The following is a 21,982-nucleotide window of genomic DNA, read 5'->3' as shown; positions in this document are numbered from 1 at the left end:
GAGTGCACGGTTCCTGGGGACGCATGCACTCGTGGGTATGCCGGAGGCAAGTCGGTTCCCGTCCGACGGGTGAGAACCGCCGGACGCGGGACCGTGGGCACCGGCATTCTGGTAGTGCTTGGCGCGCACAGCGACAAGTGGTCTGAGGGATGGGGGCGTTCCAGTGGGCGGCAGTGACGGAAGCGCAACGAACGCTGACAAGCGCCCCAATGAGCTGCTCACCTCGTGGTTCGTGCGCAGCGGCTGGTCGAAGGGCGAGTTGGCGCGTCAAGTGAACCGCCGGGCACGCCAGTTGGGAGCGAACCACATCTCCACGGACACCTCCCGGGTGCGCCGCTGGCTCGACGGGGAGAACCCGCGCGAACCGATCCCGCGGATCCTGTCGGAGCTGTTCTCCGAGCGCTTCGGCTGTGTCGTCGCCGTCGAGGACCTCGGACTGCGCCCCGCCCACCAGTCACCCTCTGTGTCCGGGATCGACCTGCCCTGGACGGGCCCGCAGACCGTGGCCATGATCAGCGAGTTCTCGCGCAGCGATCTGATGCTGGCGCGGCGCGGCTTCCTCGGAACCTCGCTGGCCCTGTCCGCGGGCCCGTCCCTCATCGAGCCCGTGCAGCGCTGGCTGGTGCCCAGCCCCGCCTCCCCGCGCGAGGGCACCACGCCCGCCTCGCCGTCCGGGCGCGCCCGCGGCCGGCTCTCCCAGCCCGAGCTGGACCTGCTCGAGGCCACCACCGTGATGTTCCGCAAGTGGGACGCCCAGTGCGGCGGCGGACTGCGCCGCAAGGCGGTCGTCGGCCAGCTGCACGAGGTGACCGACCTGCTGCAGGAACCGCAGCCCGAGGCCACCGCCAAGCGCCTGTTCAAGGTCGCCGCCGAGCTGGCCGAACTGGCCGGCTGGATGAGCTACGACGTCGGACTGCAGCCCACCGCGCAGAAGTACTTCGTGCTGGCCCTGCACGCCGCCAAGGAGGCGGGCGACAAGCCGCTCGGCTCGTACATCCTCTCCAGCATGAGCCGCCAGATGATCCACCTGGGCCGGCCCGAGGACGCCCTGGAGCTCATCCACCTCGCCCAGTACGGCAGCCGTGACTGCGCGAGCCCGCGCACCCAGGCGATGCTGTATGCGATGGAGGCGCGCGCCTACGCCAACATGGGGCAGCCCGGCAGGTGCAAGCGTGCCGTCCGGATGGCCGAGGACACCTTCGCCGACGCCGAGGACTGGGACGAGCCGGACCCCGACTGGATCCGTTTCTTCTCCGAGGCAGAGCTGTACGCGGAGAACTCCCATTCCTTCCGTGACCTCGCCTATGTCGCGGGCCGCAGCCCCACCTACGCCTCCCTCGCCGAGCCTCTGATGCGCAAGGCCGTCGACCGGTTCGCCGAGGACGGCGAGCATCAGCGGTCGTACGCGCTCAACCTGATCGGCATGGCCACCGTGCATCTCCTCCAGCGCGAACCCGAGCAGAGCGCGGTGCTCACCAGGCGGGCCCTGGAGGTCGCCAAAAAGGTGCGCTCGGAACGTGTCAACACTCGTATTCGGAAAACCGTCGACACGGCTGTACGCGATTTCGGTGATCTCACGGAGATCGTCGAACTCACCGACCACCTCGCCACCCACCTGCCCGAGACCGCCGAAGCGGTCTGAACCCTCCTGGGGCCCCAGGCTCCCAGGGCCCAAAGGGCCCAAGGACTCCGGCCGCGGCCGCCATCCCGAACCGCCCGACTCGGCTCCCCCCATGCCAGGTCATCGGATGGCCGCCGCGGCCGGGCTGTTTTTTTGCGCCTAAACCGGCGCCGCTCTCGCGGATGGGCTTGCTCGCCGTGGGGGTTGATCAATTGATGGTTGCTGTGTGATTCGGCCGAGGGTCGTGCCGCCCACCATCGAAGGTTGCGCCACGATAACGATCGGCGCGGCCGGCATCCGGCAGTTCATCAACGCGTAACACGCCGGGCGCCTTCGTCACTGCGGTGAAACATCGAGGGGCTTCCACCGAAACGGCGCTGCGTCAATCTCGTGGCCCATAACCCCCACGCCCTCATGACCGGACCGCTCTCCGGCTTCGCCCGCACGGGGCCGTACCAACCGACTAGGAGACGCCGATGGCACCAGCCGCCATCACGCTTGCGGCGGACGCACCCAAGCTGTCGTCCGCCAACACAGGTTTCATGCTCATCGCTTCCGCCCTGGTGCTGATCATGACCCCGGGCCTGGCCTTCTTCTACGGAGGCATGGTCCGCGTCAAGAGCACCCTGAACATGCTGATGATGAGCTTCATCAGCATGGGCATCGTCACCATTCTCTGGGTGCTCTACGGCTTCTCCCTCGCCTTCGGTACGAACAACAGCTTCATCGGCTGGGACTCCGACTGGTTCGGCCTCCGCAAGATCGGTCTGACGGAGCTCTGGCCCGGCTATACGATCCCGATCTTCGTGTTCATGGTCTTCCAGATGATGTTCGCGATCATCACCCCGGCGCTGATAAGCGGTGCCCTGGCGGACCGCGTGAAGTTCTCGGCCTGGTCGCTCTTCATCGCCCTGTGGCTCACGATCGTCTACGTCCCGGTCGCCCACTGGGTCTGGGGCTCCGACGGCTGGGCCTTCAAGCTCGGTGTGATCGACTTCGCCGGTGGTACCGCGGTCCACATCAACGCCGGTGCGGCGGCGCTCGGCGTGATCCTCGTCATCGGCAAGCGGGTCGGCTTCAAGAAGGACCCGATGCGTCCTCACAGCCTTCCGCTCGTCATGCTCGGCGCGGGTCTGCTGTGGTTCGGCTGGTTCGGCTTCAACGCGGGCTCCTGGCTCGGCAACGACGACGGCGTCGGCGCGCTGATGTTCGTCAACACGCAGGTCGCGACGGCCGCCGCCATGCTGGCCTGGCTCGCCTACGAGAAGATCCGCCACGGCGCGTTCACCACGCTGGGAGCCGCCTCCGGCGCGGTCGCCGGCCTGGTCGCGATCACCCCGTCCGGTGGTGCGGTCTCCCCGCTCGGCGCGATCGCCGTCGGTGCCATCGCCGGTGTCGCCTGCGCCGCGGCCGTGGGCCTGAAGTTCAAGTTCGGCTACGACGACTCCCTCGATGTCGTCGGCGTCCACATGGTCGGCGGCATCATCGGCTCCCTGCTGATCGGCTTCTTCGCCACGGGCAAGGGCCAGTCCACCGCCACGGGCGTCTTCTACGGCGACCACAGCTTCACCCAGCTGTGGAAGCAGTGCGCCGGTGTCGGCGCGGTCCTCGCCTACTCCCTGATCGTCTCCGCGGTCCTCGCCTTCCTCCTCGACAAGACGATCGGCATGCGGGTCACCGAGGACCAGGAGGTCTCGGGCATCGACCAGGCCGAGCACGCGGAGACCGCATACGACTTCAGCGGCGCGGGCGGCGGTGTCACCGGGACCCTCGCCTCGGCCCTGGCCGCCACGGAGACCAGGAAGGTGGACGCATGAGGCTCATCACCGCCGTCGTCAAGCCGCACCGGCTCGACGAGATCAAGGAGGCCCTGCAGGCCTTCGGGGTCCATGGACTGACGGTCACGGAAGCGAGCGGCTACGGTCGGCAGCGGGGACACACCGAGGTCTACCGCGGCGCCGAGTACACGGTCGACCTGGTACCCAAGATCCGTATCGAGGTGCTGGCCGAGGACGACGACGCCGAACAGCTCATCGAGGTCATCGTCAAGGCGGCCCGCACCGGCAAGATCGGTGACGGCAAGGTCTGGTCCATCCCGGTCGAGACGGCCGTACGGGTCCGGACCGGCGAGCGCGGACCCGACGCGCTCTAGACACGCACGGAACAGGAGTCGCTGGGTGACGAGTACGGACGTACGTACGGAAGCAGAGGGCTCGGGACCCAGCGGCTACGCGGCGGCCCGGCTGCGCCTCCTCACGGAGGGGGCGCAGTCCGGGCCGCCGCGCCGTGCCGCCCTGTCCGACCTGACGGACGGCTGGCTCGCGGAGCTGTTCGCCGCGGGCGCCGAGGGACTGCGCGGTGTGTCCCTGGTCGCCGTCGGCGGCTACGGCCGCGGGGAACTGTCCCCGCGCAGCGACCTCGACCTGCTCCTGCTGCACGACGGGAGCGACAGCAAGGCGGTCGCCGCCCTCGCCGACCGCATCTGGTACCCCGTGTGGGACCTCGGTCTGGCCCTCGACCATTCCGTGCGCACCCCGGCGGAGGCCCGCAGGACCGCCGGCGAGGACCTCAAGGTGCAGCTCGGGCTGCTGGACGCACGGCACCTGGCGGGCGACCTCGGGCTCACCGCGGGCCTGCGGACGGCCGTGCTGGCCGACTGGCGCAACCAGGCGCCGAAACGTCTCCCCGAACTGCAGGAGCTGTGCGCCGAGCGCGCCGAGCGGCAGGGCGAGCTGCAGTACCTGCTGGAACCGGACCTCAAGGAGGCCCGGGGCGGGCTGCGCGACGCCACGGCCCTGCGCGCGGTCGCCGCCTCCTGGCTCGCGGACGCCCCGCGCGAGGGACTGGCCGACGCACGGCGCAGGCTCCTCGACGTACGCGACGCGCTGCATCTGACCACCGGGCGCGCCACCGACCGGCTGGCGCTCCAGGAGCAGGACCAGGTCGCCACCGAGCTGGGCCTGCTGGACGCCGACACGCTGCTGCGGCAGGTCTACGAGGCGGCGCGCGTCATTTCGTATGCGAGCGACGTGACGTGGCGCGAAGTGGGGCGTGTGCTGCGTTCGCGCGCTGTGCGGCCGAGGCTGCGCGCCATGCTGGGCGGCGGCAAGCCGGTCGCCGAGCGGTCCCCCCTGGCCGAGGGCGTGGTGGAGCAGGACGGCGAAGTAGTCCTCGCGCGCGCCGCGCGCCCCGAACGCGACCCCGTGCTTCCCCTGCGCGCGGCCGCTGCCGCCGCCCAGGCGGGCCTCCCGCTCTCCCTGCACGCCGTTCGGCGCATGGCCGCGTCCGTGCGCCCCCTGCCGACGCCGTGGCCCGCCGAGGCGCGCGAGCAGCTCGTCACCCTGCTGGGCTCCGGCCGCCCGACCGTCGAGGTCTGGGAGGCCCTGGAAGCCGAGGGCCTGATCACCCGCCTGCTGCCCGACTGGGAGCGGGTGCGCTGCCGCCCGCAGCGCAACGCCGTGCACCTGTGGACCGTCGACCGGCACCTGATCGAGACGGCCGTGCGCGCCTCCGAGCTGACCCGCCGCGTGGGCCGCCCCGACCTCCTCCTGGTCGCCGCGCTCCTGCACGACATCGGCAAGGGCTGGCCCGGCGACCACTCCCTCGCCGGCGAGATCATCGCCCGTGACGTGGCCGGACGCATCGGCTTCGACCGCGACGACGTCGCCGTCCTCGCCACCCTCGTACGCCACCACCTGCTCCTCGTCGAGACCGCGACCCGGCGCGACCTGGAGGACCCGGCCACCGTCAGTTCGGTCGCCGAGGCCGTCGGCTCGCAGAGCACCCTGGAGCTGCTGCACGCCCTCACGGAGGCCGACGCGCTCGCCACCGGACCCGCGGCCTGGTCGACCTGGCGCAGCGCGCTCGTGACCGACCTGGTGAAGCGGGTCTCCGCGGTGCTCGCCGGCGACGAGCCCGCCGATCCCGAGGCCGCCACGCCCACCGCCGAGCAGGAACGGCTCGCCGTCGAGGCGTACCGCACCGGCGGCCCGGTCCTGGCACTGCGCGCGCAGACCGAGCCGCCCGCCGAGGAGCCCTCCGGCGAACCGGAGCCCCTCGGCGTGGAACTCCTCATCGCCGTACCGGACCAGCCCGGCGTGCTGCCCGCCGTGGCCGGGGTGCTCGCCATGCACCGCCTCACCGTCCGCACCGCCGAGCTGCGGGCCCTCGACCTGCCGGACGGCATGGACGGCTCTGTGCTGCTGCTCGACTGGCGGGTCGCGGCGGAGTACGGCTCCCTGCCCCAGGCGGCCCGGCTGCGTGCCGACCTCGTACGGGCCCTGGACGGCTCCCTGGACATCTCGGCCCGCCTCGCCGAGCGCGACGCGGCCTACCCGCGCCGCCGGGGCGTCGTGCCCCCGCCGCCGCGCGTGACGGTCGCCCCGGCGGCCTCCCGCCACGCCACGGTGATCGAGGTCCGCGCCCAGGACGCACCGGGGCTGCTGTTCCGGATCGGACGGGCACTGGAGAAGGCGGGCGTGCGGGTGCGCAGCGCCCACGTCTCCACGCTGGGGGCCAACGCCGTGGACGCCTTCTACGTGACGACGGGCACGGGCGCCCCGTTGCCGGCGGAGGACGCGGTGTCGGTGGCACGGGCCCTGGAGGAGGCGCTGCGGGGGTGACCCCGACGGGCGGGGACGTTTTCCTCGCGCGGCCGGATACCCTGGAGGGCAGCCCAAGACGACCCCGACCCCGAGGACCGACGCCGCCGTGTTCGACACCCTCTCCGACCGCCTTAGCGCGACTTTCAAAAGCCTCCGCGGAAAAGGCAGGCTCTCCGAGGCGGACATCGACGCCACGGCGCGTGAGATCCGCATCGCGCTCCTCGAAGCCGACGTGGCCCTGCCCGTGGTCCGCTCCTTCATCAAGAACGTCAAGGAGCGCGCCCTCGGCGCCGAGGTCTCCCGGGCGCTGAACCCCGCCCAGCAGGTCCTCAAGATCGTCAACGAGGAGCTGGTCACCATCCTCGGCGGCGAGACCCGCCGCCTCCGCTTCGCCAAGCAGCCCCCGACCGTGATCATGCTCGCGGGTCTGCAGGGTGCCGGTAAGACCACGCTCGCGGGCAAGCTCGGCAAGTGGCTCAAGGAGCAGGGGCACTCCCCGCTCCTGGTCGCCGCCGACCTCCAGCGCCCGAACGCGGTCAACCAGCTCAGCGTCGTCGCCGAGCGCGCCGGCGTCGCCGTCTACGCACCGGAGCCGGGCAACGGCGTCGGCGACCCGGTCAAGGTCGCCAAGGACTCCATCGACCACGCGAAGCAGAAGGTCCACGACATCGTGATCGTGGACACCGCGGGCCGCCTCGGCATCGACCAGGAGATGATGCAGCAGGCCGCGGACATCCGGGACGCAGTCTCGCCCGACGAGATCCTGTTCGTCGTCGACGCCATGATCGGCCAGGACGCGGTGAACACCGCGGAGGCCTTCCGCGACGGCGTCGGCTTCGACGGTGTGGTGCTCTCCAAGCTCGACGGTGACGCCCGCGGTGGTGCGGCCCTGTCCATCCGCCAGATCACCGGCAAGCCGATCATGTTCGCGTCGAACGGCGAGAAGCTCGACGACTTCGACGCCTTCCACCCGGACCGGATGGCCTCCCGCATCCTCGACATGGGTGACCTGCTCACCCTGATCGAGCAGGCGGAGAAGACGTTCAGCCAGGAAGAGGCCGAGAAGATGGCCTCCAAGCTGGCGTCCAAGAAGGGCCAGGACTTCACCCTGGACGACTTCCTGGCCCAGATGGAGCAGGTCAGGAAGATGGGCTCCATCTCCAAGCTGCTCGGGATGCTGCCGGGCATGGGCCAGATCAAGGACCAGATCAACAACATCGACGAGCGCGACGTCGACCGCACCGCCGCGATCATCAAGTCGATGACCCCGGGCGAGCGCCAGGACCCGACGATCATCAACGGCTCGCGCCGCGCCCGTATCGCCAAGGGTTCCGGCGTCGAGGTCAGCGCGGTGAAGCACCTCGTCGAGCGGTTCTTCGAGGCCCGCAAGATGATGTCCCGCATGGCCCAGGGCGGCGGCATGCCCGGCATGCCGGGGATCCCGGGCATGGGCGGCGGCCCCGGCCGTGCCAGGAAGCAGCAGAAGAAGGCCAAGGGCAAGCAGCGCTCCGGCAACCCGATGAAGCGCAAGCAGCAGGAGCAGGAGGAGGCCGCACGCCGCGCCGCCGCGGCCCAGAGCGGAGGCGCCTTCGGCCTGCCGCAGCAGAGCGGCCAGGAGTTCGAGCTGCCGGACGAGTTCAAGAAGTTCATGGGCTGACGCCCGTTCGACGCGCGCGACGCCGGGGGCGCCCCTCTCAGCAGGGGCGCCCCCGCGCGTCGTCTAGGGGATGCGGGCGATCAGGTAGCGGAAGACGTTCGGCATCCACACCGTGCCGTCCGCACGCCGGTGCGGATGCAGCGCCTCCGCCAGCTCCTTGTCCACCTGCTCCTGGTCCGTCGCGTCGATCGCGGCGTCGAACAACCCCGTCGACAGCATCCCCCGCAACGCGCTGTCCATGTCGGCGTACCCGAAGGGGCAGGCGACCCGCCCCGACCCGTCCGGCCTGAGCCCGCAGCGCTGCGCGGCCTCCTCCAGATCGTCGCGCCGGGCCGGCCGCCAACCGCCCCCGCCACGTTCCGGATCGGCCAGTTTGGCGGCGACCCGCAGGACGGACGCGGTGCTGCACCGTTCCGGCGGACCCCATCCGGCGAGCACCACGGGCGTCCCGTGCTCCGTGAACGGCACCGCCGCCACCAACTGCTCCTCAAGGGTCCCGGCGTCACCGGCCGCACAGCCGATCGGCTCGAACGCGGTCACCAGGTTGTACGCCGGCTCATCGGGTCCGGGCGCCGCGTCCCGTGGCGAGCCCTCCACGATCCGGGCGCCGGCACACGCCCGCGTGTCCCACGGCGCGGGCCCCAGCCGCTCGCGCGCGAGCGCCAGCCGTTCACACGCCCCGCAGTCCACGCCGGTGACCGATGCGCCCCGGGAGGCGGCCATCAGCAGGGCCAGTCCCGTACCGCATCCGAGCCCCAGCAGCCGCGTCCCGGAACCCACTTCCAGCCGCTCGTAGACGGCCTCGTAGACCGGCACCAGCATCCGCTCCTGAATTTCCGCCCAGTCACGCGCGCGTGCACCCCGGTCCACGCGAGGAACCGCGCCCGCGTGGGAAAGGTGCTGCCGCACGGGCGTAGGTGTCATCGAAAGCGCCCCAATCCGCCGTGAGTTGCCGCTGTCTGACGATGCCGTCCCCCGTGACGTGCCCTCGCACTCGGCCCCCGTGGCCCCCGTATGGCCTCCGTATGCCAGGAAACTCCGCGCCCGTCGTGGCGTCCAGGGGTCGTGGGGTACTCGGTGTGCGCCGTCCGCGCGCCCCTGGGCCACCCCCGGGCGGGAAATTGATTCACCGGGCACACGGGTGCCCCCGTACCATCGCGCCATGGCAAAGGCACCCGTCCTCACGCCCCGGGCGGAGGACTTTCCCCGTTGGTACCAGGACATCGTGAACAAGGCCGAACTGGCGGACAACGGGCCGGTGCGCGGCACCATGGTGATCCGACCGTACGGGTACGGGCTGTGGGAGCGGATGCAGCAGGAGATGGACGCCCGCATCAAGGAGACGGGCACTCAGAACGCCTACTTCCCGCTGCTGATCCCCCAGTCGTACCTGACGAGGGAGGCCGAACACGTCGAGGGATTCGCGCCCGAACTCGCCGTGGTCACGCACGGCGGCGGCAAGGAACTGGAGGAGCCGGCGGTCGTCCGGCCCACCTCCGAGACCATCGTCAACGAGTACTTCTCCAAGTGGATCCAGAGCTACCGCGACCTTCCGCTCCTGATCAACCAGTGGGCGAACGTGGTGCGTTGGGAACTCAGGCCGCGGCTCTTCCTGCGCACCTCCGAGTTCCTGTGGCAGGAGGGCCACACGGCGCACGCCACCTACGAGGAGGCCCGGGACTTCGCCGCCCGCATCCACCGCGACGTCTACGGGGACTTTCTGCGCAACGTCCTCGCGACGGACTTCGTGTCCGGTCGCAAGACGGCCAGGGAGCGCTTCGCCGGCGCGATCAACACCCTCACCCTCGAAAGCATGATGGGGGACGGCAAGGCCCTGCAGATGGTCACCAGCCATGAGCTGGGCCAGAACTTCGCCAGGGCCTTCCGCACGCAGTACCTGTCGAAGGACGGCACACAGGAACTCGTCTGGCAGACCTCCTGGGGGTCCACCACCCGCATGATCGGCGCCCTGGTGATGACGCACGGCGACGACGACGGTCTGCGCGTCCCGCCACGCCTGGCCCCCATCCAGGTGGTCGTCCTCGCGATCAAGGGCGACGAGACGGTTCTGGCCACGGTCCGCGAGACCGGCGACCGGCTGAGATCGGCGGGGCTCCGCGTCCACGTCGACGACCGCACCGACACCCCCTTCGGCCGCCGCGCCGTCGACTGGGAACTCAAGGGCGTGCCCGTACGCGTCGAGATCGGACCCCGAGACCTGGAGAACGGCACCGCGGTGCTGGTCCGACGCATCCCCGGGGGCAAGGAGCCGGTCCCGGTCGACGCGCTTGCCGGGACACTGCCCGGGATCCTCGAGGAGGACCAGGCGCTGCTGCTGGAGCAGTCGCGTGAGCGCCGGGAGTCCCGCACGGTGGACGTGTCCACGATCGAGGAGGCCGTCGAGGCGGCCACGGCGGGCGGCTGGGCTCGCATTCCGTGGGCCGTGCTCGGCGAGGACGGCGAGGCGGGGCTGGCCGAGCACGCGGTGACCGTACGGTGTCTGGTCGCCGAGGACGGGTCGGTTCCCGACGCCGACGACGCACCCGGTAACGTCGCCGTCGTCGCGCGCGCTTACTGAGATACCGGACGGGTTCCAAGAGCGGCCGAAACGCCTCTTGCGTATCCGAGGACCACAGCAGCCCCGGCGTGCGGAGTTCCGCTACGCGCCGGGTCGTAGGCGTCGCTACGCACCACCTTGGGATGAGCTGTGAGACTTCTCCGCAGTTCGGCGCACCCGCCCTCGTCAGGACGCATCAGCGGCAACTGACGGGTACGTGCAAATTATTTGGGATGCCCCGGAATAGGAACACAGGGGACCTCAGGCTCGTTGTCATTACGTGAGCACGACACCACCTGTTCTCGCCGCAGAGCTGGCGCAGGCGTGGGCCGACATTCAGCGGTACCACTCCGAGCTGCCCGATCTTGCCGCGCCCGAGTCACTGATCGGAGAGTCGTCGTCCGCCTGCGGGCACGAACTCTCCTTCGAACGACTGCTGCATGAGGCAGTCCACGGCATCGCCGCCGCGCGCGGAGTACGCGACACCTCCCGTGCCGGCCGCTACCACAACCGCAGATTCCTCGCGATCGCCGAGGAGCTGGGCCTGGACCACCCCGAGGAGCCGCACCCGAGCAGCGGCTTCTCCCTGGTCACGCTCAACCCCGAGGCGAAACGGCGCTACCGCCCGACGATCGAGCGGCTCCAGCGCGCGCTCAAGGCCCACTCGCAGGCGACGGCCGCCGACACGGCCCGCACGTTCCGGGGCCCGGCCGCCCGGCACGGCTCCTCCGGGGGCGGCGTCCGCGTCAAGGCGGTCTGCGACTGCGGCCGCAACGTGCGGGTGGTCCCCTCGGTCCTGGCCCAGGCTCCGATCGTGTGCGGCGGCTGCGGAAAACCGTTCCGCATCCCCGAGCCGGTGGGAGCGGCGGCAAGCTGAGCCGACGGCTGCTCGTGGCGGCCGTACCTCACTTGCCCACAGGCATCCGTGAGCGCCGGGTGGCGTGAGCAACGCCCGGGGGACCCCGGCGCCGGATGCCCCTTCGGCATGTCCGCACACCTGCGCACCGCCCCCTCGGCCATGAGCGGCCCGCAGGGTATGGCACAATGGCTAGCTGTACTCGACAGCCGCACAGGACCCCTCTCTCCTCCGGCTGACGCGTCCATCGGGCACTCGGGTACCGCAACCCCACGCGGCCACTTCGCCGTGCCCAACCACGTCAAATCCAGGAGAACCCACTCCCGTGGCAGTCAAGATCAAGCTGAAGCGTCTGGGCAAGATCCGTTCGCCTCACTACCGCATCGTCGTCGCCGACTCCCGCACCCGCCGTGACGGCCGGGCGATCGAGGAGATCGGCAAGTACCACCCGACGTACAACCCGTCGGTGATCGAGGTCGACGCCGAGCGCGTGGCGTACTGGCTCGGTGTCGGCGCTCAGCCGACCGAGCCCGTGCTCGCCATCCTCAAGAAGACTGGCGACTGGCAGAAGTTCAAGGGCGAGCCCGCCCCGGCGCCGCTGCTGCAGCCGGAGACCAAGGCCGCGCGTCCGTCGTTCGAGGCCATCAGCGGCGAGGACGAGGGCAAGGGCGAGGCGATCACCCAGAAGAAGAAGGCCGAGAAGAAGGACGAGGCCCCGGCCGAGTCCTCTGCGTCTGAGTCGACCGAGGCCTGAGCATGCTCGAGGAGGCTCTCGAGCACCTCGTGAAGGGCATCGTCGACAACCCTGACGATGTGCAGGTGGCCTCGCGCAACCTGCGTCGCGGGCGTGTGCTCGAGGTCCGGGTCCACCCCGACGACCTCGGCAAGGTGATCGGCCGCAACGGCCGCACCGCACGTGCTCTGCGCACCGTCGTGGGCGCCATCGGCGGCCGCGGCGTCCGGGTCGACCTCGTCGACGTGGACCACGTCCGCTGAACCTACGCAGCACCGGCTCGGGCCGGGGAGGGCCACTGGGCCGTCCCCGGCCCGTAGTCGTATGACAGGAGATCAAGCACAGTGCAGCTGGTAGTCGCACGGATCGGCCGCGCCCACGGGGTCAGGGGCGAGGTCACCGTGGAGGTCCGTACCGATGAGCCGGAACTCAGGCTCGCACCCGGCGCCGTACTGGCCACCGACCCCGCCTCGGCCGGACCGCTGACCATCGAGACGGGCCGGGTGCACAGCGGCCGCCTGCTCCTTCGCTTCGAGGGCGTGAGGGACCGCAACGCCGCAGAGGCGCTGCGCAACACCCTGCTGATCGCCGAGGTCGACCCCGACGAACTGCCCGAGGGCGAGGACGAGTACTACGACCACCAGCTCATCGACCTGGACGTGGTGACCGCGGACGGCGTCGAGGTCGGCCGCATCACCGAGATCTCGCACCTGCCCACGCAGGACCTGTTCGTGGTGGAGCGTCCGGACGGGACCGAGGTGTTCGTCCCGTTCGTGTCGGAGATCGTCACCGAGATCGACCTCGAGGAGCAGCGGGCGATCATCGATCCGCCGCCGGGACTGATCGACGACAGGGCCGAGATCGCGTCCTCCCGGGAAGAGGCGTGATGCGGCTCGACGTCGTCACGATCTTCCCCGAGTACCTGGAACCGCTGAACGTCTCCCTCGTCGGCAAGGCACGCGCGCGGGGGCAGCTCGATGTCCACGTGCACGACCTGCGGTCCTGGACGTACGACCGGCACAACACCGTCGACGACACGCCGTACGGCGGCGGCCCCGGCATGGTGATGAAGACCGAGCCCTGGGGCGACGCCCTGGACGAGACACTCGCCGACGGCTACGAGACCGGCTCCCACGAGCCCGCGCTGATCGTCCCGACCCCCAGCGGCCGTCCCTTCACCCAGAAGCTCGCCGTCGAACTCTCCGAGCGCCCGTGGCTGATCTTCACCCCCGCCCGCTACGAGGGCATCGACCGCCGCGTCGTCGACGAGTACGCCACCCGGATGCCGGTGTACGAGGTGTCCATCGGCGACTACGTCCTCGCCGGCGGCGAGGCGGCCGTCCTCGTCATCACCGAGGCGGTGGCCCGGCTCCTGCCCGGCGTCCTCGGCAACGCCGAGTCCCACCGGGACGACTCCTTCGCGCCCGGCGCGATGGCCAACCTCCTCGAGGGCCCCGTCTACACCAAGCCGCCCGCCTGGCGCGGCCGGGACATCCCCGACGTGCTGCTCAGCGGCCACCACGGGAAGATCGCCCGCTGGCGCCGCGACGAGGCCCTGAAGCGCACGACGGCCAACCGGCCCGACCTGATCGAGGGCTGCGACCCCGCCGCCTTCGACAAGAAGGACCGCGAGATGCTCTCCATCCTGGGCTGGGCGCCCGACCCGGAGGGCAAGCCCTACGGCCGATTTTGGCGCAGGCCGGACGGCATGGAAGAATAGTGCGCTGTTGCCCGCCGTCCGGCGTGCGCCCCTGCCACAGGGGGACACGACGCCCGCCCCGACGACGGCCACCACTCTCTTACCGAAAAACTACGTACCGCCGATGACCTGTGGCATCGGCGAAGAAAGCAGACGAAATGTCTCACCTGCTCGACTCCGTCGACGCCGCGTCGCTGCGCTCCGACATCCCGGCCTTCCGTCCCGGTGACACGGTCAACGTCCACGTCCGCGTCATCGAGGGCAACCGCTCCCGTGTGCAGCAGTTCAAGGGCGTCGTGATCCGCCGCCAGGGCTCCGGCGTGCGCGAGACCTTCACGGTCCGCAAGGTCTCCTTCTCCGTCGGCGTCGAGCGCACCTTCCCGGTGCACACCCCGATCGTGGAGAAGATCGAGCTCGTCACCCGAGGTGACGTCCGTCGCGCCAAGCTGTACTACCTGCGCGACCTGCGCGGCAAGGCCGCGAAGATCAAGGAGAAGCGCGAGAACTGAGCGCCTGAGGGGGTTCACAAGGGGGCCGGATAGCATCTGGCCCCGATGGACACCGAAGCACAGCACCTGGAGCGCGACCGCTCCTCCCACCCCGCGCAGCCCGAGGAGACCTCGGACACAGGGGGGCCGGAGGAGCGGTCGCGCTTCGCGTTGCCGTCCCGCGTCGCCGGCAGGCTGCCCGGCGGCCGGATCACCCTCACCGTGCTGGTCTGTCTGCTTTTCCTCCTCACCCTCGGCACCTTTGTGATGCAGCCGTTCGACATACCGAGCGGTTCCATGGAGCGCGGATTGAGGATCGGGGACCGCGTTCTCGTAAATAAGTTGGCGTACCGTTTCGGATCCGAGCCGCAGCGGGGAGATGTCGTCGTGTTCGACGGCACCGGGTACTTCGGGAACGCCGACTACGTCAAACGGGTAGTGGGTGTAGGGGGAGACCACGTGGTCTGCTGCGACAAGGAGGGGAGGCTCGAGGTGAACGGCCGGTCGGTCGACGAGTCGTCGTTTCTCTACCCCGGCAACAGCCCGTCCGACGTCCCCTTCGACGTCGTCGTGCCCGACGGCGCGCTCTTCGTCCTCGGCGACCACCGCAGGGACTCCAGCGACTCCCGGGACCACCTCGGGTCGCCGGGCGGCGGCATGGTCCCCGTCGGCGCCGTGATCGGCCGGGCCGACTGGGTGATCTGGCCCTCCGCGCACTTCAGGCACATCACCCGACCCGGCGCCTACGCGCGCGTGCCCGCGCCCGGCACGAGCGCCCCGGAGACGAACGCGCCGAAGGCAGCGGGCGGTGCGCATGGGTAACCGCGGCAAACCGCGCCGTGCGCCGTCCGACACCGCCACGCAGAACCTGCTGCCCACCGGCGCGCGACGCGCCGCCGGCTCAGCCCCCACCGGACGCAGCCGTGCCGAGCGGCGCAAGCTCCAGCGCAAGGTGAAGCGCAAGAGGAGGCGTTCCGCCGTCAAGGAGATACCGCTCCTCGTCGGTGTCGCCGTCCTCATAGCGCTGGTTCTGAAGACCTTCCTCGTGCAGGCGTTCGTCATCCCGTCGGGTTCCATGGAGAACACGATCCAGATCGGCGACCGCGTCCTCGTCGACAAGCTGACCCCGTGGTTCGGCTCCAAGCCGCAGCGCGGTGACGTCGTCGTCTTCCGGGACCCCGGCGACTGGCTCGCGGGCGAGAAGACACCCCAGAAGAACGACCCGATCGTCGTCAAACAGGTCAAGGAAGGGCTCACCTGGATCGGCCTGCTGCCGTCTGACAACGACAAGGACCTCATCAAACGGGTCATCGCGGTCGGCGGAGACACCGTCAAGTGCTGTGACACGCAAGGGCGGGTCACGGTCAACGGTGTGCCGCTGAACGAGCCGTACATTCACCCGGGGAACAAACCTTCGGACTTCTCGTTCTCGGAGACCGTGCCACCCGGGCGCCTGTGGGTGATGGGCGACCACCGGGCCAACTCGGCCGACTCCCGCTACCACCGCAACGAGCCGTACGGCGGTACTGTCTCGGAGGAGTCCGTCGTGGGCCGCGCCATGGTTATCGCCTGGCCCATTGGGCACTGGACCCGACTGAAGGAGCCGGACACTTACGCGTCGGTGCCGGGCGGTGCGGCCAGCGCACTCGGTCCGTCGCATAGGGTGGCCTCCGCGGATCGATACGGATTGATCCCCCTCCCGAGCCCTGCGGAACTCCCGCTCGTTATGGGAGTGGTGGGCCTGCGTCGACAGGGGCGCCGGCGGCGGTACGGAGTGAGGAGTGGATGTGGGGGATTTGGCGGTCGGCGCACGGTCCGGACACGAGGGTCCCGAGGAGAGGCCGGAGCGACCCGACGAGGCGGCTGCCCCGGCCGCGGAAGAGCACGTCGGCACCGGGAGTGACTCCCCGGCGCACGGCGCGCAGGACAGCGGCGGCCAGGGCGGCGGCCCCAAGAAGCAGCGCTCCTTCTGGAAGGAACTTCCGCTCCTCATCGGCATCGCGCTGGTGCTCGCGCTGCTGATCAAGACGTTCCTGGTGCAGGCGTTCTCGATCCCCTCGGACTCGATGCAGAACACCCTCCAGCAGGGTGACCGGGTCCTCGTCGACAAGCTGACCCCGTGGTTCGGCTCCAAGCCCTCGCGCGGCGAGGTCGTGGTCTTCCACGACCCGGACAACTGGCTGGCGGGCGAGCCCACCAGCACTCCGAACGCGCTGCAGACGGCGCTGAGCTGGATCGGCCTGATGCCGTCCGCCGAGGAGAAGGACCTCATCAAGCGGGTCGTCGGTGTCGCCGGCGACACCATCGAGTGCAAGAACACCGGCCCGCTGCTGGTCAACGGCAAGCCGCTCAACGAGCCGTACGTGTACCCGGGCAACACCCCGTGCAGCGTCGACGACCAGGGCGGCCAGTTCAAGGTCACGGTTCCCCCGGGCAAAATCTGGGTCATGGGCGACCACCGGCAGAACTCGCTCGACTCCCGCTACCACCAGCAGGACAAGTTCCGGGGCTTCGTGCCCGTGGGGAACGTCGTGGGCCGCGCGATCGTGATCGCCTGGCCGCCCACCCGCTGGGACACGCTGCCCATCCCGGACACCTTCGACCAGGGCCTCAACACGGTGGCCCCCTCGGCCCTCGGCCTGATCGGCGCCGCGCCGCTGGTGCTCTGGCGCAGGCGCCGCCTGACCGCGCGCCTTACCGACGGAAACCCGCGGGTTTCCGGCAGCGGTACCGCCGGGTAGGGTGCCGTCCCAGATCGCCGATCTTCTGCGGCCCGGCAATGGCCGCGGGATCGATTCTCCGACCTGGGAGCTGTGGGAATGAGCGGGACTGGTCGTGCGGACAAGGGCCGCGGACGGCTCGGCAGCAGGCTGTCGGGGCTGGCCGTGGCCCTCGGCTGTGTGCTCTTCCTCGGCGGGTTCGTCTGGGGCGCGATCGTCTACCAGCCCTACACCGTGCCCACCAACTCCATGTCGCCCACCATCGCCGCCGGTGACCGGGTCCTCGCACAGCGCGTCGACGGCGCCGACGTCGAGCGCGGCGACGTCATCGTCTTCCGCCAGACGACCTGGGGCAACATGCCGCTGGTCAAGCGGGTCGTGGCGGTCGGCGGCGACACCGTCGGCTGCTGCACCGACGGCAAGCTGACCGTCAACGGCAAGAAGATCGACGAGTCCTACCTCGCCAAGGGCGAGCCCGCCGAGTTCAAGACCATCCCCACGATCACGGTCCCCAAGGACCGGCTGTTCGTGCTCGGCGACGAGCGCAGCGGCTCCCTGGACTCCTCCGCGCACCTCACGGAGGCCTTCAACGGCACGGTGCCCCGCAACGCGGTGGACGCCCGTGTGGACGCCGTGGTGTGGCCCATGCACGGCATGCTGGCCCGCCCGACGGGCTTCGAGACGCTGGGCCCCCTCTCGTCGCCCGGGCCGCTGCGGCTGATCCTCGGCGTGATCGTGGTGGGCGCGGCGCTGGTGCTCGGAGGCGCGGCCTACGGGCCGATCGCGGGGCTCGCGCGACGGGGGCGCGGCACCGCGGTGCGGACGGAGCCGGCCCGTGCACGCTGAGGCATCCTCGCCCGCCCCCGCGTCGCCGGAAGAGCCGGGCGCCGCGCCGCGCAAGGTCGCCCGGGTGGTGCTGCTGGACCCCGACGACCGCATCCTGCTGCTGCACGGCCACGAGCCGGAGGACCCGGCGGACGACTGGTGGTTCACCCCCGGCGGCGGCGTCGAGGGCGACGAGACGCGCGAGCAGGCCGCGCTGCGCGAAGTGGCCGAGGAAACCGGTATCACCCAGGTCGACCTGGGCCCCGTGCTGTGGCGGCGCAGGTGCTCGTTCCCGTTCGCGGGCCGACGCTGGGACCAGGACGAGTGGTACTACCTGGCCCGCACGGCCCAGACGGCCACGGCCGCGCCGAACCTCACCGAACTGGAAAAGCGCAGTGTCGCGGGAGCACGGTGGTGGACGTGCGGAGAACTGGCCGAGGCACGTGAGACGGTGTATCCGAAGAGACTCGCCGAGCTGCTGCGCACACTGCTCGACGAAGGTCCCCCCGCCGAACCTGTGACGCTGGACACGGAAATCGTCTAGGGCCCCACAGGAGTGGCGCACAATGGGGGGATCGCACGGCTGAAGGGGAACATGCCATGAGCGCCGAGGACCTCGAGAAGTACGAGACCGAGATGGAGCTCAAGCTCTACCGGGAGTACCGCGATGTCGTCGGTCTGTTCAAATACGTGATCGAGACCGAGCGGCGCTTCTACCTCACCAACGACTACGAGATGCAGGTGCACTCGGTCCAGGGCGAGGTGTTCTTCGAGGTGTCCATGGCGGACGCCTGGGTGTGGGACATGTACCGCCCCGCCCGTTTCGTGAAGCAGGTACGCGTCCTCACATTCAAGGACGTGAACATCGAGGAGCTGAACAAGAGCGACCTGGAGCTGCCGGGCGGCTGAGCACCGCGCCTGTGACCGCACCCGTATGGGTGACGGACTTTTCCACAACCGCCGAGTAATCCACCAAGATCCATGCGGTGGAGCCCGATGCGTGACCGTTGGCGCCGGAGGTGGTGCCGACATGACCACACACCAGGCACGCAACGCACTCGGCAGGTACGGAGAGAACCTAGCCGCCCGACGCCTCACCGCCACCGGGATGACCATCCTGGAGCGCAACTGGCGCGACGGCAGAAGCGGCGAGATCGACATCGTCGCCAGGGACGGCGACGTCCTGGTCGTCTGCGAGGTGAAGACCCGCAGGGGCGGTGCATTCGAGCACCCGATGGCCGCCGTGACCCCTCAGAAGGCCGCGCGGCTGCGCGACCTCGCCGAACGCTGGATCCAGGCCCACGGCGGCGCCCCACCGGGAGGCGTCCGCATCGACCTGATCGGCGTCCTGCTCCCGCAGCGCGGCGCACCCGCCGTCCAGCACGCGCGGGGGGTGGCCTGACATGGGCTTCGCACGCACATGCTCCGTGGCACTGGTCGGAGTCGAAGGCGTGGTCGTCGAGGTCCAGGCCGACCTCGAACCCGGCGTCGCGGCATTCACCCTCGTGGGCCTGCCCGACAAGAGCCTGACGGAGAGCCGGGACCGGGTCCGGGCCGCCGTGGTCAACTCGGGCGGCGAATGGCCCCAGAAGAAGCTCACCGTCGGACTCAGCCCCGCCTCCGTGCCCAAGGCCGGCAGCGGGTTCGACCTCGCCGTCGCCTGCGCGGTACTCGGCGCCGCCGAACGCATCGACCCCAGGGTGCTCGCCGACATCGTCATGATCGGCGAACTCGGCCTGGACGGACGAGTCCGGCCGGTCCGCGGCATCCTGCCCGCGGTCCTGGCCGCCGCGGACGCGGGCTACGAACAGGTGGTCGTCCCGGAATGCGCCGCCGCCGAGGCCTCCCTGGTACCCGGCGTGTCCGTACTCGGAGTCCGCAGCCTGCGGCAACTCATCGCCGTCCTCGCCGACGAGCCCGTACCCGACGAGGAGCCGGACGAGCAGGGCCGCCCCGATCCCCTCCTCGCCGGCCTGCGCGTGCCGGGCACCGGAGCCGCCACCGGGATGCACAGCATGGGCGCCGCACACCACGACACCGGCCACGACCTCGCCGACGTCGTGGGACAGAACACGGCGCGCACCGCGGTCGAGGTGGCCGCTGCCGGCGGCCACCACCTCTTCCTCGAAGGCCCGCCCGGCGCCGGCAAGACCATGCTCGCCGAACGGCTGCCCGCCATCCTGCCCAGGCTCAGCAGGCAGGAATCGCTGGAAGTCACAGCGGTGCACTCGGTGGCCGGCCTGCTCCCACCCGGCAAACCCCTGATCGACATCGCCCCCTACTGCGCCCCGCACCACTCCGCCACCATGCAGGCCCTCGTCGGAGGCGGCCCCGGCGTCGCCCGGCCCGGCGCCGTGTCACTCGCCCACCGAGGGGTCCTCTTCCTGGACGAAACCCCCGAGTTCAGCAGCCACGCCCTGGACGCCCTGCGACAGCCCCTCGAATCCGGGCACGTCGTGATCGCCCGCAGCGCCGGCGTCGTGCGGTTCCCCGCGAAGTTCCTCATGGTGCTCGCCGCCAACCCCTGCCCCTGCGGACGCTTCTCCCAGCGCGACGCCCACTGCGAATGCCCGCCCTCGGCGATCCGCCGCTACCAGGCCCGGCTCTCCGGCCCCCTCCTCGACCGGGTCGACCTGCGCGTCGAGGTCGACCCCGTCACCCGGGCCGAACTCACCGGCCGCGGCACCCGAGGCGAGACCACCGCGACCGTCGCCGACCGGGTCCGCGCCGCCAGGCAGCGAGCGGCGGCACGCCTGGCGGACACCCCCTGGCGGACCAACAGCGAAGTACCGGGACGCGAACTGCGCAGCCGCTGGCACGCCGCGCCCGGCGCCATGGACGAGGCCGAGCGCAACCTGGAACGGGGCGTGCTCACCGCCCGGGGACTCGACCGCGTCCTGCGCGTGGCCTGGACGGTCGCCGACCTCGTGGGCCACGACCGGCCCAACGCGACGGACGTCGCCCTGGCACTGCAACTGCGCACCGGCATTCCACGGGGCGTGTCGATGACGATCGGAGCATCGGCATGAGCGAGGACGGCACCCTCGACACCGCATCCCTCGCCCGGATCTTCCTCACCCGGGTCATCGAGCCCGGAGACGAGGTGGCCGGTCGCTGGCTGCGGGACCACGGCCCCGAAGAGCTGGCCCGACGACTCCGCGAAGGCGGCAGGCGGCTGCCGGGGGTGACGGACAAACGGTGGGCAGGGCTGCTCGCGCGGGCCGCACGAGCCGAGCCGGAGCGGGATTGGGCCGCCGCCCGGGATGCCGGCATGAGGTTCGTGTGCCCGGGGACGACCGATTGGCCGGCCCAGCTCGACGACCTCGGTGACGCACGCCCTGTCGGCCTGTGGGTGCGAGGGCGCCCCAGTCTGCGGATGTGGGCCCTGAAGTCCGTCGCACTCGTCGGCGCACGGGCCTGCACCGAGTACGGCGCACACATCGCGGCCACCCTCGCCGCCGACCTCGCCGAACGCGGCTGGGTCATCGTGTCGGGGGGCGCCTACGGGGTCGACGGCGCCGCCCACCGAGGCGCCCTCGGCGCGGGTGGTGCCACCGTCGCCGTCCTCGCCTGCGGCGTCGACCGGCCCTACCCGCGCGGCCACACCCGACTGATCGGCAGGATCGCGGAACAGGGACTGGTCGTGGGCGAACTGCCACCCGGGGAACACCCGACACCCAGCCGGTTCATCGTCCGCAACAGGGTCATCGCCGCACTCACCCGCGGCACCGTCGTCGTCGAGGCCGCCCACCGCAGCGGCTCCCTGGTCACCGCGCGTGCCGCCGGGCGGCTCGGCCGCTTCGTCATGGGCGTCCCCGGCCCCGTCAGCAGCGGACTCTCGGCCGGCGTGCACGAACTGCTGCGCGGCGAAGCCGTACTCGTCACCGACGCAGCGGACGTCGTGGAGCTGGTCGGCGACATGGGCGAACTGGCCCCGGACCGACGCGGTCCCGTCCTGCCCCGCGACCTGCTGGAACCCGCCGCCCGACGGATCCTGGCCGCCCTGCCCGCACGCGGCACCGCACCCGCGGCCGAGATCGCCCGCGGCGCGCAGACGACCCAGGACGACGCGGTCGGGAGACTGTACGAACTCCGATCACTTGGATTCGTCGAACGACACGGCGATGGCTGGAAGTTGACACGCCAGGCCGTCACAGCCGGGCGACAAGATCACCTACCGTGCTGACCGAGCGTGTGTCGGCCGTCCGGGCGACCCCCGACA

The 21,982-nt window shown here is 70.8% G+C and carries 22 protein-coding genes; 21 read left to right on the top strand and 1 reads right to left on the bottom strand.

All coding sequences use genetic code 11. The features are described 5' to 3' along the window. The first annotated feature begins 163 nt into the window (after nt 1–163). From C3488_RS15380 to ffh, 5 genes are all read left to right on the top strand, one after another. On the top strand, nt 164–1,642 hold the full coding sequence (locus tag C3488_RS15380) for a hypothetical protein (RefSeq protein ID WP_103839973.1): 1,479 nt from the start codon (nt 164–166) through the stop codon (nt 1,640–1,642). A 455-nt stretch (nt 1,643–2,097) separates the two neighbouring features. Then, a complete protein-coding gene (locus tag C3488_RS15375; RefSeq protein WP_103839972.1) occupies nt 2,098–3,438 on the top strand; it encodes an ammonium transporter in 1,341 nt (446 codons plus the stop codon). Further along, nucleotides 3,435–3,773, top strand: coding sequence for a P-II family nitrogen regulator (locus tag C3488_RS15370; protein WP_103839971.1), 339 nt, complete (start codon nt 3,435–3,437; stop codon nt 3,771–3,773). The genes C3488_RS15375 and C3488_RS15370 overlap by 4 nt, the downstream gene beginning before the upstream one ends. 25 nt (nt 3,774–3,798) lie before the next feature. After that, a complete protein-coding gene (locus C3488_RS15365; RefSeq protein ID WP_103839970.1) occupies nt 3,799–6,243 on the top strand; it encodes a [protein-PII] uridylyltransferase in 2,445 nt (814 codons plus the stop codon). A gap of 88 nt (nt 6,244–6,331) precedes the next feature. Then, entirely contained in the window at nt 6,332–7,882 is a 1,551-nt protein-coding gene (ffh, locus tag C3488_RS15360; RefSeq protein ID WP_103839969.1) for a signal recognition particle protein, read from the top strand. Nucleotides 7,883–7,945: 63 nt separating this feature from the next. On the opposite strand, the gene C3488_RS15355 is transcribed toward ffh, so the two are convergent. Further along, nucleotides 7,946–8,806 (bottom strand): SAM-dependent methyltransferase, encoded by an 861-nt coding sequence (locus C3488_RS15355; RefSeq protein WP_103839968.1) that lies wholly within the window; start codon nt 8,804–8,806, stop codon nt 7,946–7,948. A gap of 238 nt (nt 8,807–9,044) precedes the next feature. On the opposite strand from C3488_RS15355, the gene proS reads away from it, so the two are divergent. The 16 genes from proS to dprA all read left to right on the top strand — a co-directional run bounded on the left by proS (nt 9,045) and on the right by dprA (nt 21,946). Continuing rightward, nucleotides 9,045–10,460 carry a proline--tRNA ligase gene (gene proS / locus C3488_RS15350; protein ID WP_103839967.1) on the top strand — a complete coding sequence of 472 codons (1,416 nt, stop codon included), beginning with the start codon at nt 9,045–9,047 and terminating at the stop codon, nt 10,458–10,460. 259 nt (nt 10,461–10,719) lie between these two features. Further along, on the top strand, nt 10,720–11,316 hold the full coding sequence (locus C3488_RS15345; RefSeq protein WP_103839966.1) for a hypothetical protein: 597 nt from the start codon (nt 10,720–10,722) through the stop codon (nt 11,314–11,316). Between the two features lie 304 nt (nt 11,317–11,620). Then, complete coding sequence (rpsP, locus tag C3488_RS15340; protein ID WP_103839965.1) at nt 11,621–12,049, top strand: 30S ribosomal protein S16; 429 nt, start codon at nt 11,621–11,623, stop codon at nt 12,047–12,049. Between the two features lie 2 nt (nt 12,050–12,051). Next, on the top strand, nt 12,052–12,291 hold the full coding sequence (locus C3488_RS15335) for an RNA-binding protein (RefSeq protein ID WP_003973401.1): 240 nt from the start codon (nt 12,052–12,054) through the stop codon (nt 12,289–12,291). 81 nt (nt 12,292–12,372) lie between these two features. Continuing rightward, a complete protein-coding gene (gene rimM / locus C3488_RS15330) occupies nt 12,373–12,915 on the top strand; it encodes a ribosome maturation factor RimM (protein WP_103839964.1) in 543 nt (180 codons plus the stop codon). Beyond that, a complete protein-coding gene (trmD, locus tag C3488_RS15325; protein WP_103839963.1) occupies nt 12,915–13,748 on the top strand; it encodes a tRNA (guanosine(37)-N1)-methyltransferase TrmD in 834 nt (277 codons plus the stop codon). Before rimM ends, trmD begins: the two co-directional genes overlap by 1 nt. 137 nt (nt 13,749–13,885) lie before the next feature. Next, on the top strand, nt 13,886–14,236 hold the full coding sequence (gene rplS, locus C3488_RS15320; protein ID WP_076091320.1) for a 50S ribosomal protein L19: 351 nt from the start codon (nt 13,886–13,888) through the stop codon (nt 14,234–14,236). Between the two features lie 45 nt (nt 14,237–14,281). Further along, on the top strand, nt 14,282–15,037 hold the full coding sequence (gene lepB, locus C3488_RS15315; protein WP_103839962.1) for a signal peptidase I: 756 nt from the start codon (nt 14,282–14,284) through the stop codon (nt 15,035–15,037). Continuing rightward, nucleotides 15,030–16,118: a signal peptidase I gene (gene lepB / locus C3488_RS15310; RefSeq protein ID WP_146067866.1), complete on the top strand. Its 1,089-nt coding sequence runs from the start codon at nt 15,030–15,032 to the stop codon at nt 16,116–16,118. Before lepB (C3488_RS15315) ends, lepB (C3488_RS15310) begins: the two co-directional genes overlap by 8 nt. Further along, entirely contained in the window at nt 16,003–16,956 is a 954-nt protein-coding gene (gene lepB / locus C3488_RS15305) for a signal peptidase I (RefSeq protein WP_103839961.1), read from the top strand. Before lepB (C3488_RS15310) ends, lepB (C3488_RS15305) begins: the two co-directional genes overlap by 116 nt. A 78-nt stretch (nt 16,957–17,034) precedes the next feature. After that, complete coding sequence (gene lepB / locus C3488_RS15300; RefSeq protein ID WP_103839960.1) at nt 17,035–17,781, top strand: signal peptidase I; 747 nt, start codon at nt 17,035–17,037, stop codon at nt 17,779–17,781. Continuing rightward, complete coding sequence (locus tag C3488_RS15295) at nt 17,771–18,304, top strand: NUDIX hydrolase (protein ID WP_103839959.1); 534 nt, start codon at nt 17,771–17,773, stop codon at nt 18,302–18,304. The genes lepB (C3488_RS15300) and C3488_RS15295 overlap by 11 nt, the downstream gene beginning before the upstream one ends. A gap of 56 nt (nt 18,305–18,360) precedes the next feature. After that, complete coding sequence (locus C3488_RS15290) at nt 18,361–18,669, top strand: DUF2469 domain-containing protein (protein ID WP_003965949.1); 309 nt, start codon at nt 18,361–18,363, stop codon at nt 18,667–18,669. 91 nt (nt 18,670–18,760) lie between these two features. Then, a complete protein-coding gene (locus C3488_RS15285) occupies nt 18,761–19,162 on the top strand; it encodes a YraN family protein (RefSeq protein ID WP_103839958.1) in 402 nt (133 codons plus the stop codon). A 1-nt stretch (nt 19,163) separates the two neighbouring features. Next, the gene (locus C3488_RS15280) at nt 19,164–20,789 is read left to right on the top strand and encodes a YifB family Mg chelatase-like AAA ATPase (RefSeq protein WP_103839957.1); all 1,626 of its coding nucleotides are present in this window, start codon (nt 19,164–19,166) and stop codon (nt 20,787–20,789) included. After that, the gene (dprA, locus tag C3488_RS15275; RefSeq protein WP_103839956.1) at nt 20,786–21,946 is read left to right on the top strand and encodes a DNA-processing protein DprA; all 1,161 of its coding nucleotides are present in this window, start codon (nt 20,786–20,788) and stop codon (nt 21,944–21,946) included. The genes C3488_RS15280 and dprA overlap by 4 nt, the downstream gene beginning before the upstream one ends. Nucleotides 21,947–21,982 lie beyond the last annotated feature (36 nt).

The sequence above is a fragment of the Streptomyces sp. Ru72 genome, from assembly GCF_002920635.1.
GTDB lineage: Bacteria > Actinomycetota > Actinomycetes > Streptomycetales > Streptomycetaceae > Streptomyces.
Note: the sequence above shows the minus strand (reverse complement) of the source record. Positions and strands in the feature narration are given on the sequence as shown.

What these genes read in the sequence shown, in the direction of transcription:
- C3488_RS15375 (WP_103839972.1), top strand. Translation starts at nt 2,098, where the DNA reads ATGGCACCAGCCGCCATCACGCTTGCGGCGGACGCACCCAAGCTGTCG.
- C3488_RS15370 (WP_103839971.1), top strand. Translation starts at nt 3,435, where the DNA reads ATGAGGCTCATCACCGCCGTCGTCAAGCCGCACCGGCTCGACGAGATC.
- C3488_RS15355 (WP_103839968.1), bottom strand. Translation starts at nt 8,806, where the DNA reads ATGACACCTACGCCCGTGCGGCAGCACCTTTCCCACGCGGGCGCGGTT.
- proS (WP_103839967.1), top strand. Translation starts at nt 9,045, where the DNA reads ATGGCAAAGGCACCCGTCCTCACGCCCCGGGCGGAGGACTTTCCCCGT.
- C3488_RS15335 (WP_003973401.1), top strand. Translation starts at nt 12,052, where the DNA reads ATGCTCGAGGAGGCTCTCGAGCACCTCGTGAAGGGCATCGTCGACAAC.
- trmD (WP_103839963.1), top strand. Translation starts at nt 12,915, where the DNA reads ATGCGGCTCGACGTCGTCACGATCTTCCCCGAGTACCTGGAACCGCTG.
- rplS (WP_076091320.1), top strand. Translation starts at nt 13,886, where the DNA reads ATGTCTCACCTGCTCGACTCCGTCGACGCCGCGTCGCTGCGCTCCGAC.
- lepB (WP_103839962.1), top strand. Translation starts at nt 14,282, where the DNA reads ATGGACACCGAAGCACAGCACCTGGAGCGCGACCGCTCCTCCCACCCC.
- lepB (WP_146067866.1), top strand. Translation starts at nt 15,030, where the DNA reads ATGGGTAACCGCGGCAAACCGCGCCGTGCGCCGTCCGACACCGCCACG.
- lepB (WP_103839960.1), top strand. Translation starts at nt 17,035, where the DNA reads ATGAGCGGGACTGGTCGTGCGGACAAGGGCCGCGGACGGCTCGGCAGC.
- C3488_RS15290 (WP_003965949.1), top strand. Translation starts at nt 18,361, where the DNA reads ATGAGCGCCGAGGACCTCGAGAAGTACGAGACCGAGATGGAGCTCAAG.
- C3488_RS15280 (WP_103839957.1), top strand. Translation starts at nt 19,164, where the DNA reads ATGGGCTTCGCACGCACATGCTCCGTGGCACTGGTCGGAGTCGAAGGC.
- dprA (WP_103839956.1), top strand. Translation starts at nt 20,786, where the DNA reads ATGAGCGAGGACGGCACCCTCGACACCGCATCCCTCGCCCGGATCTTC.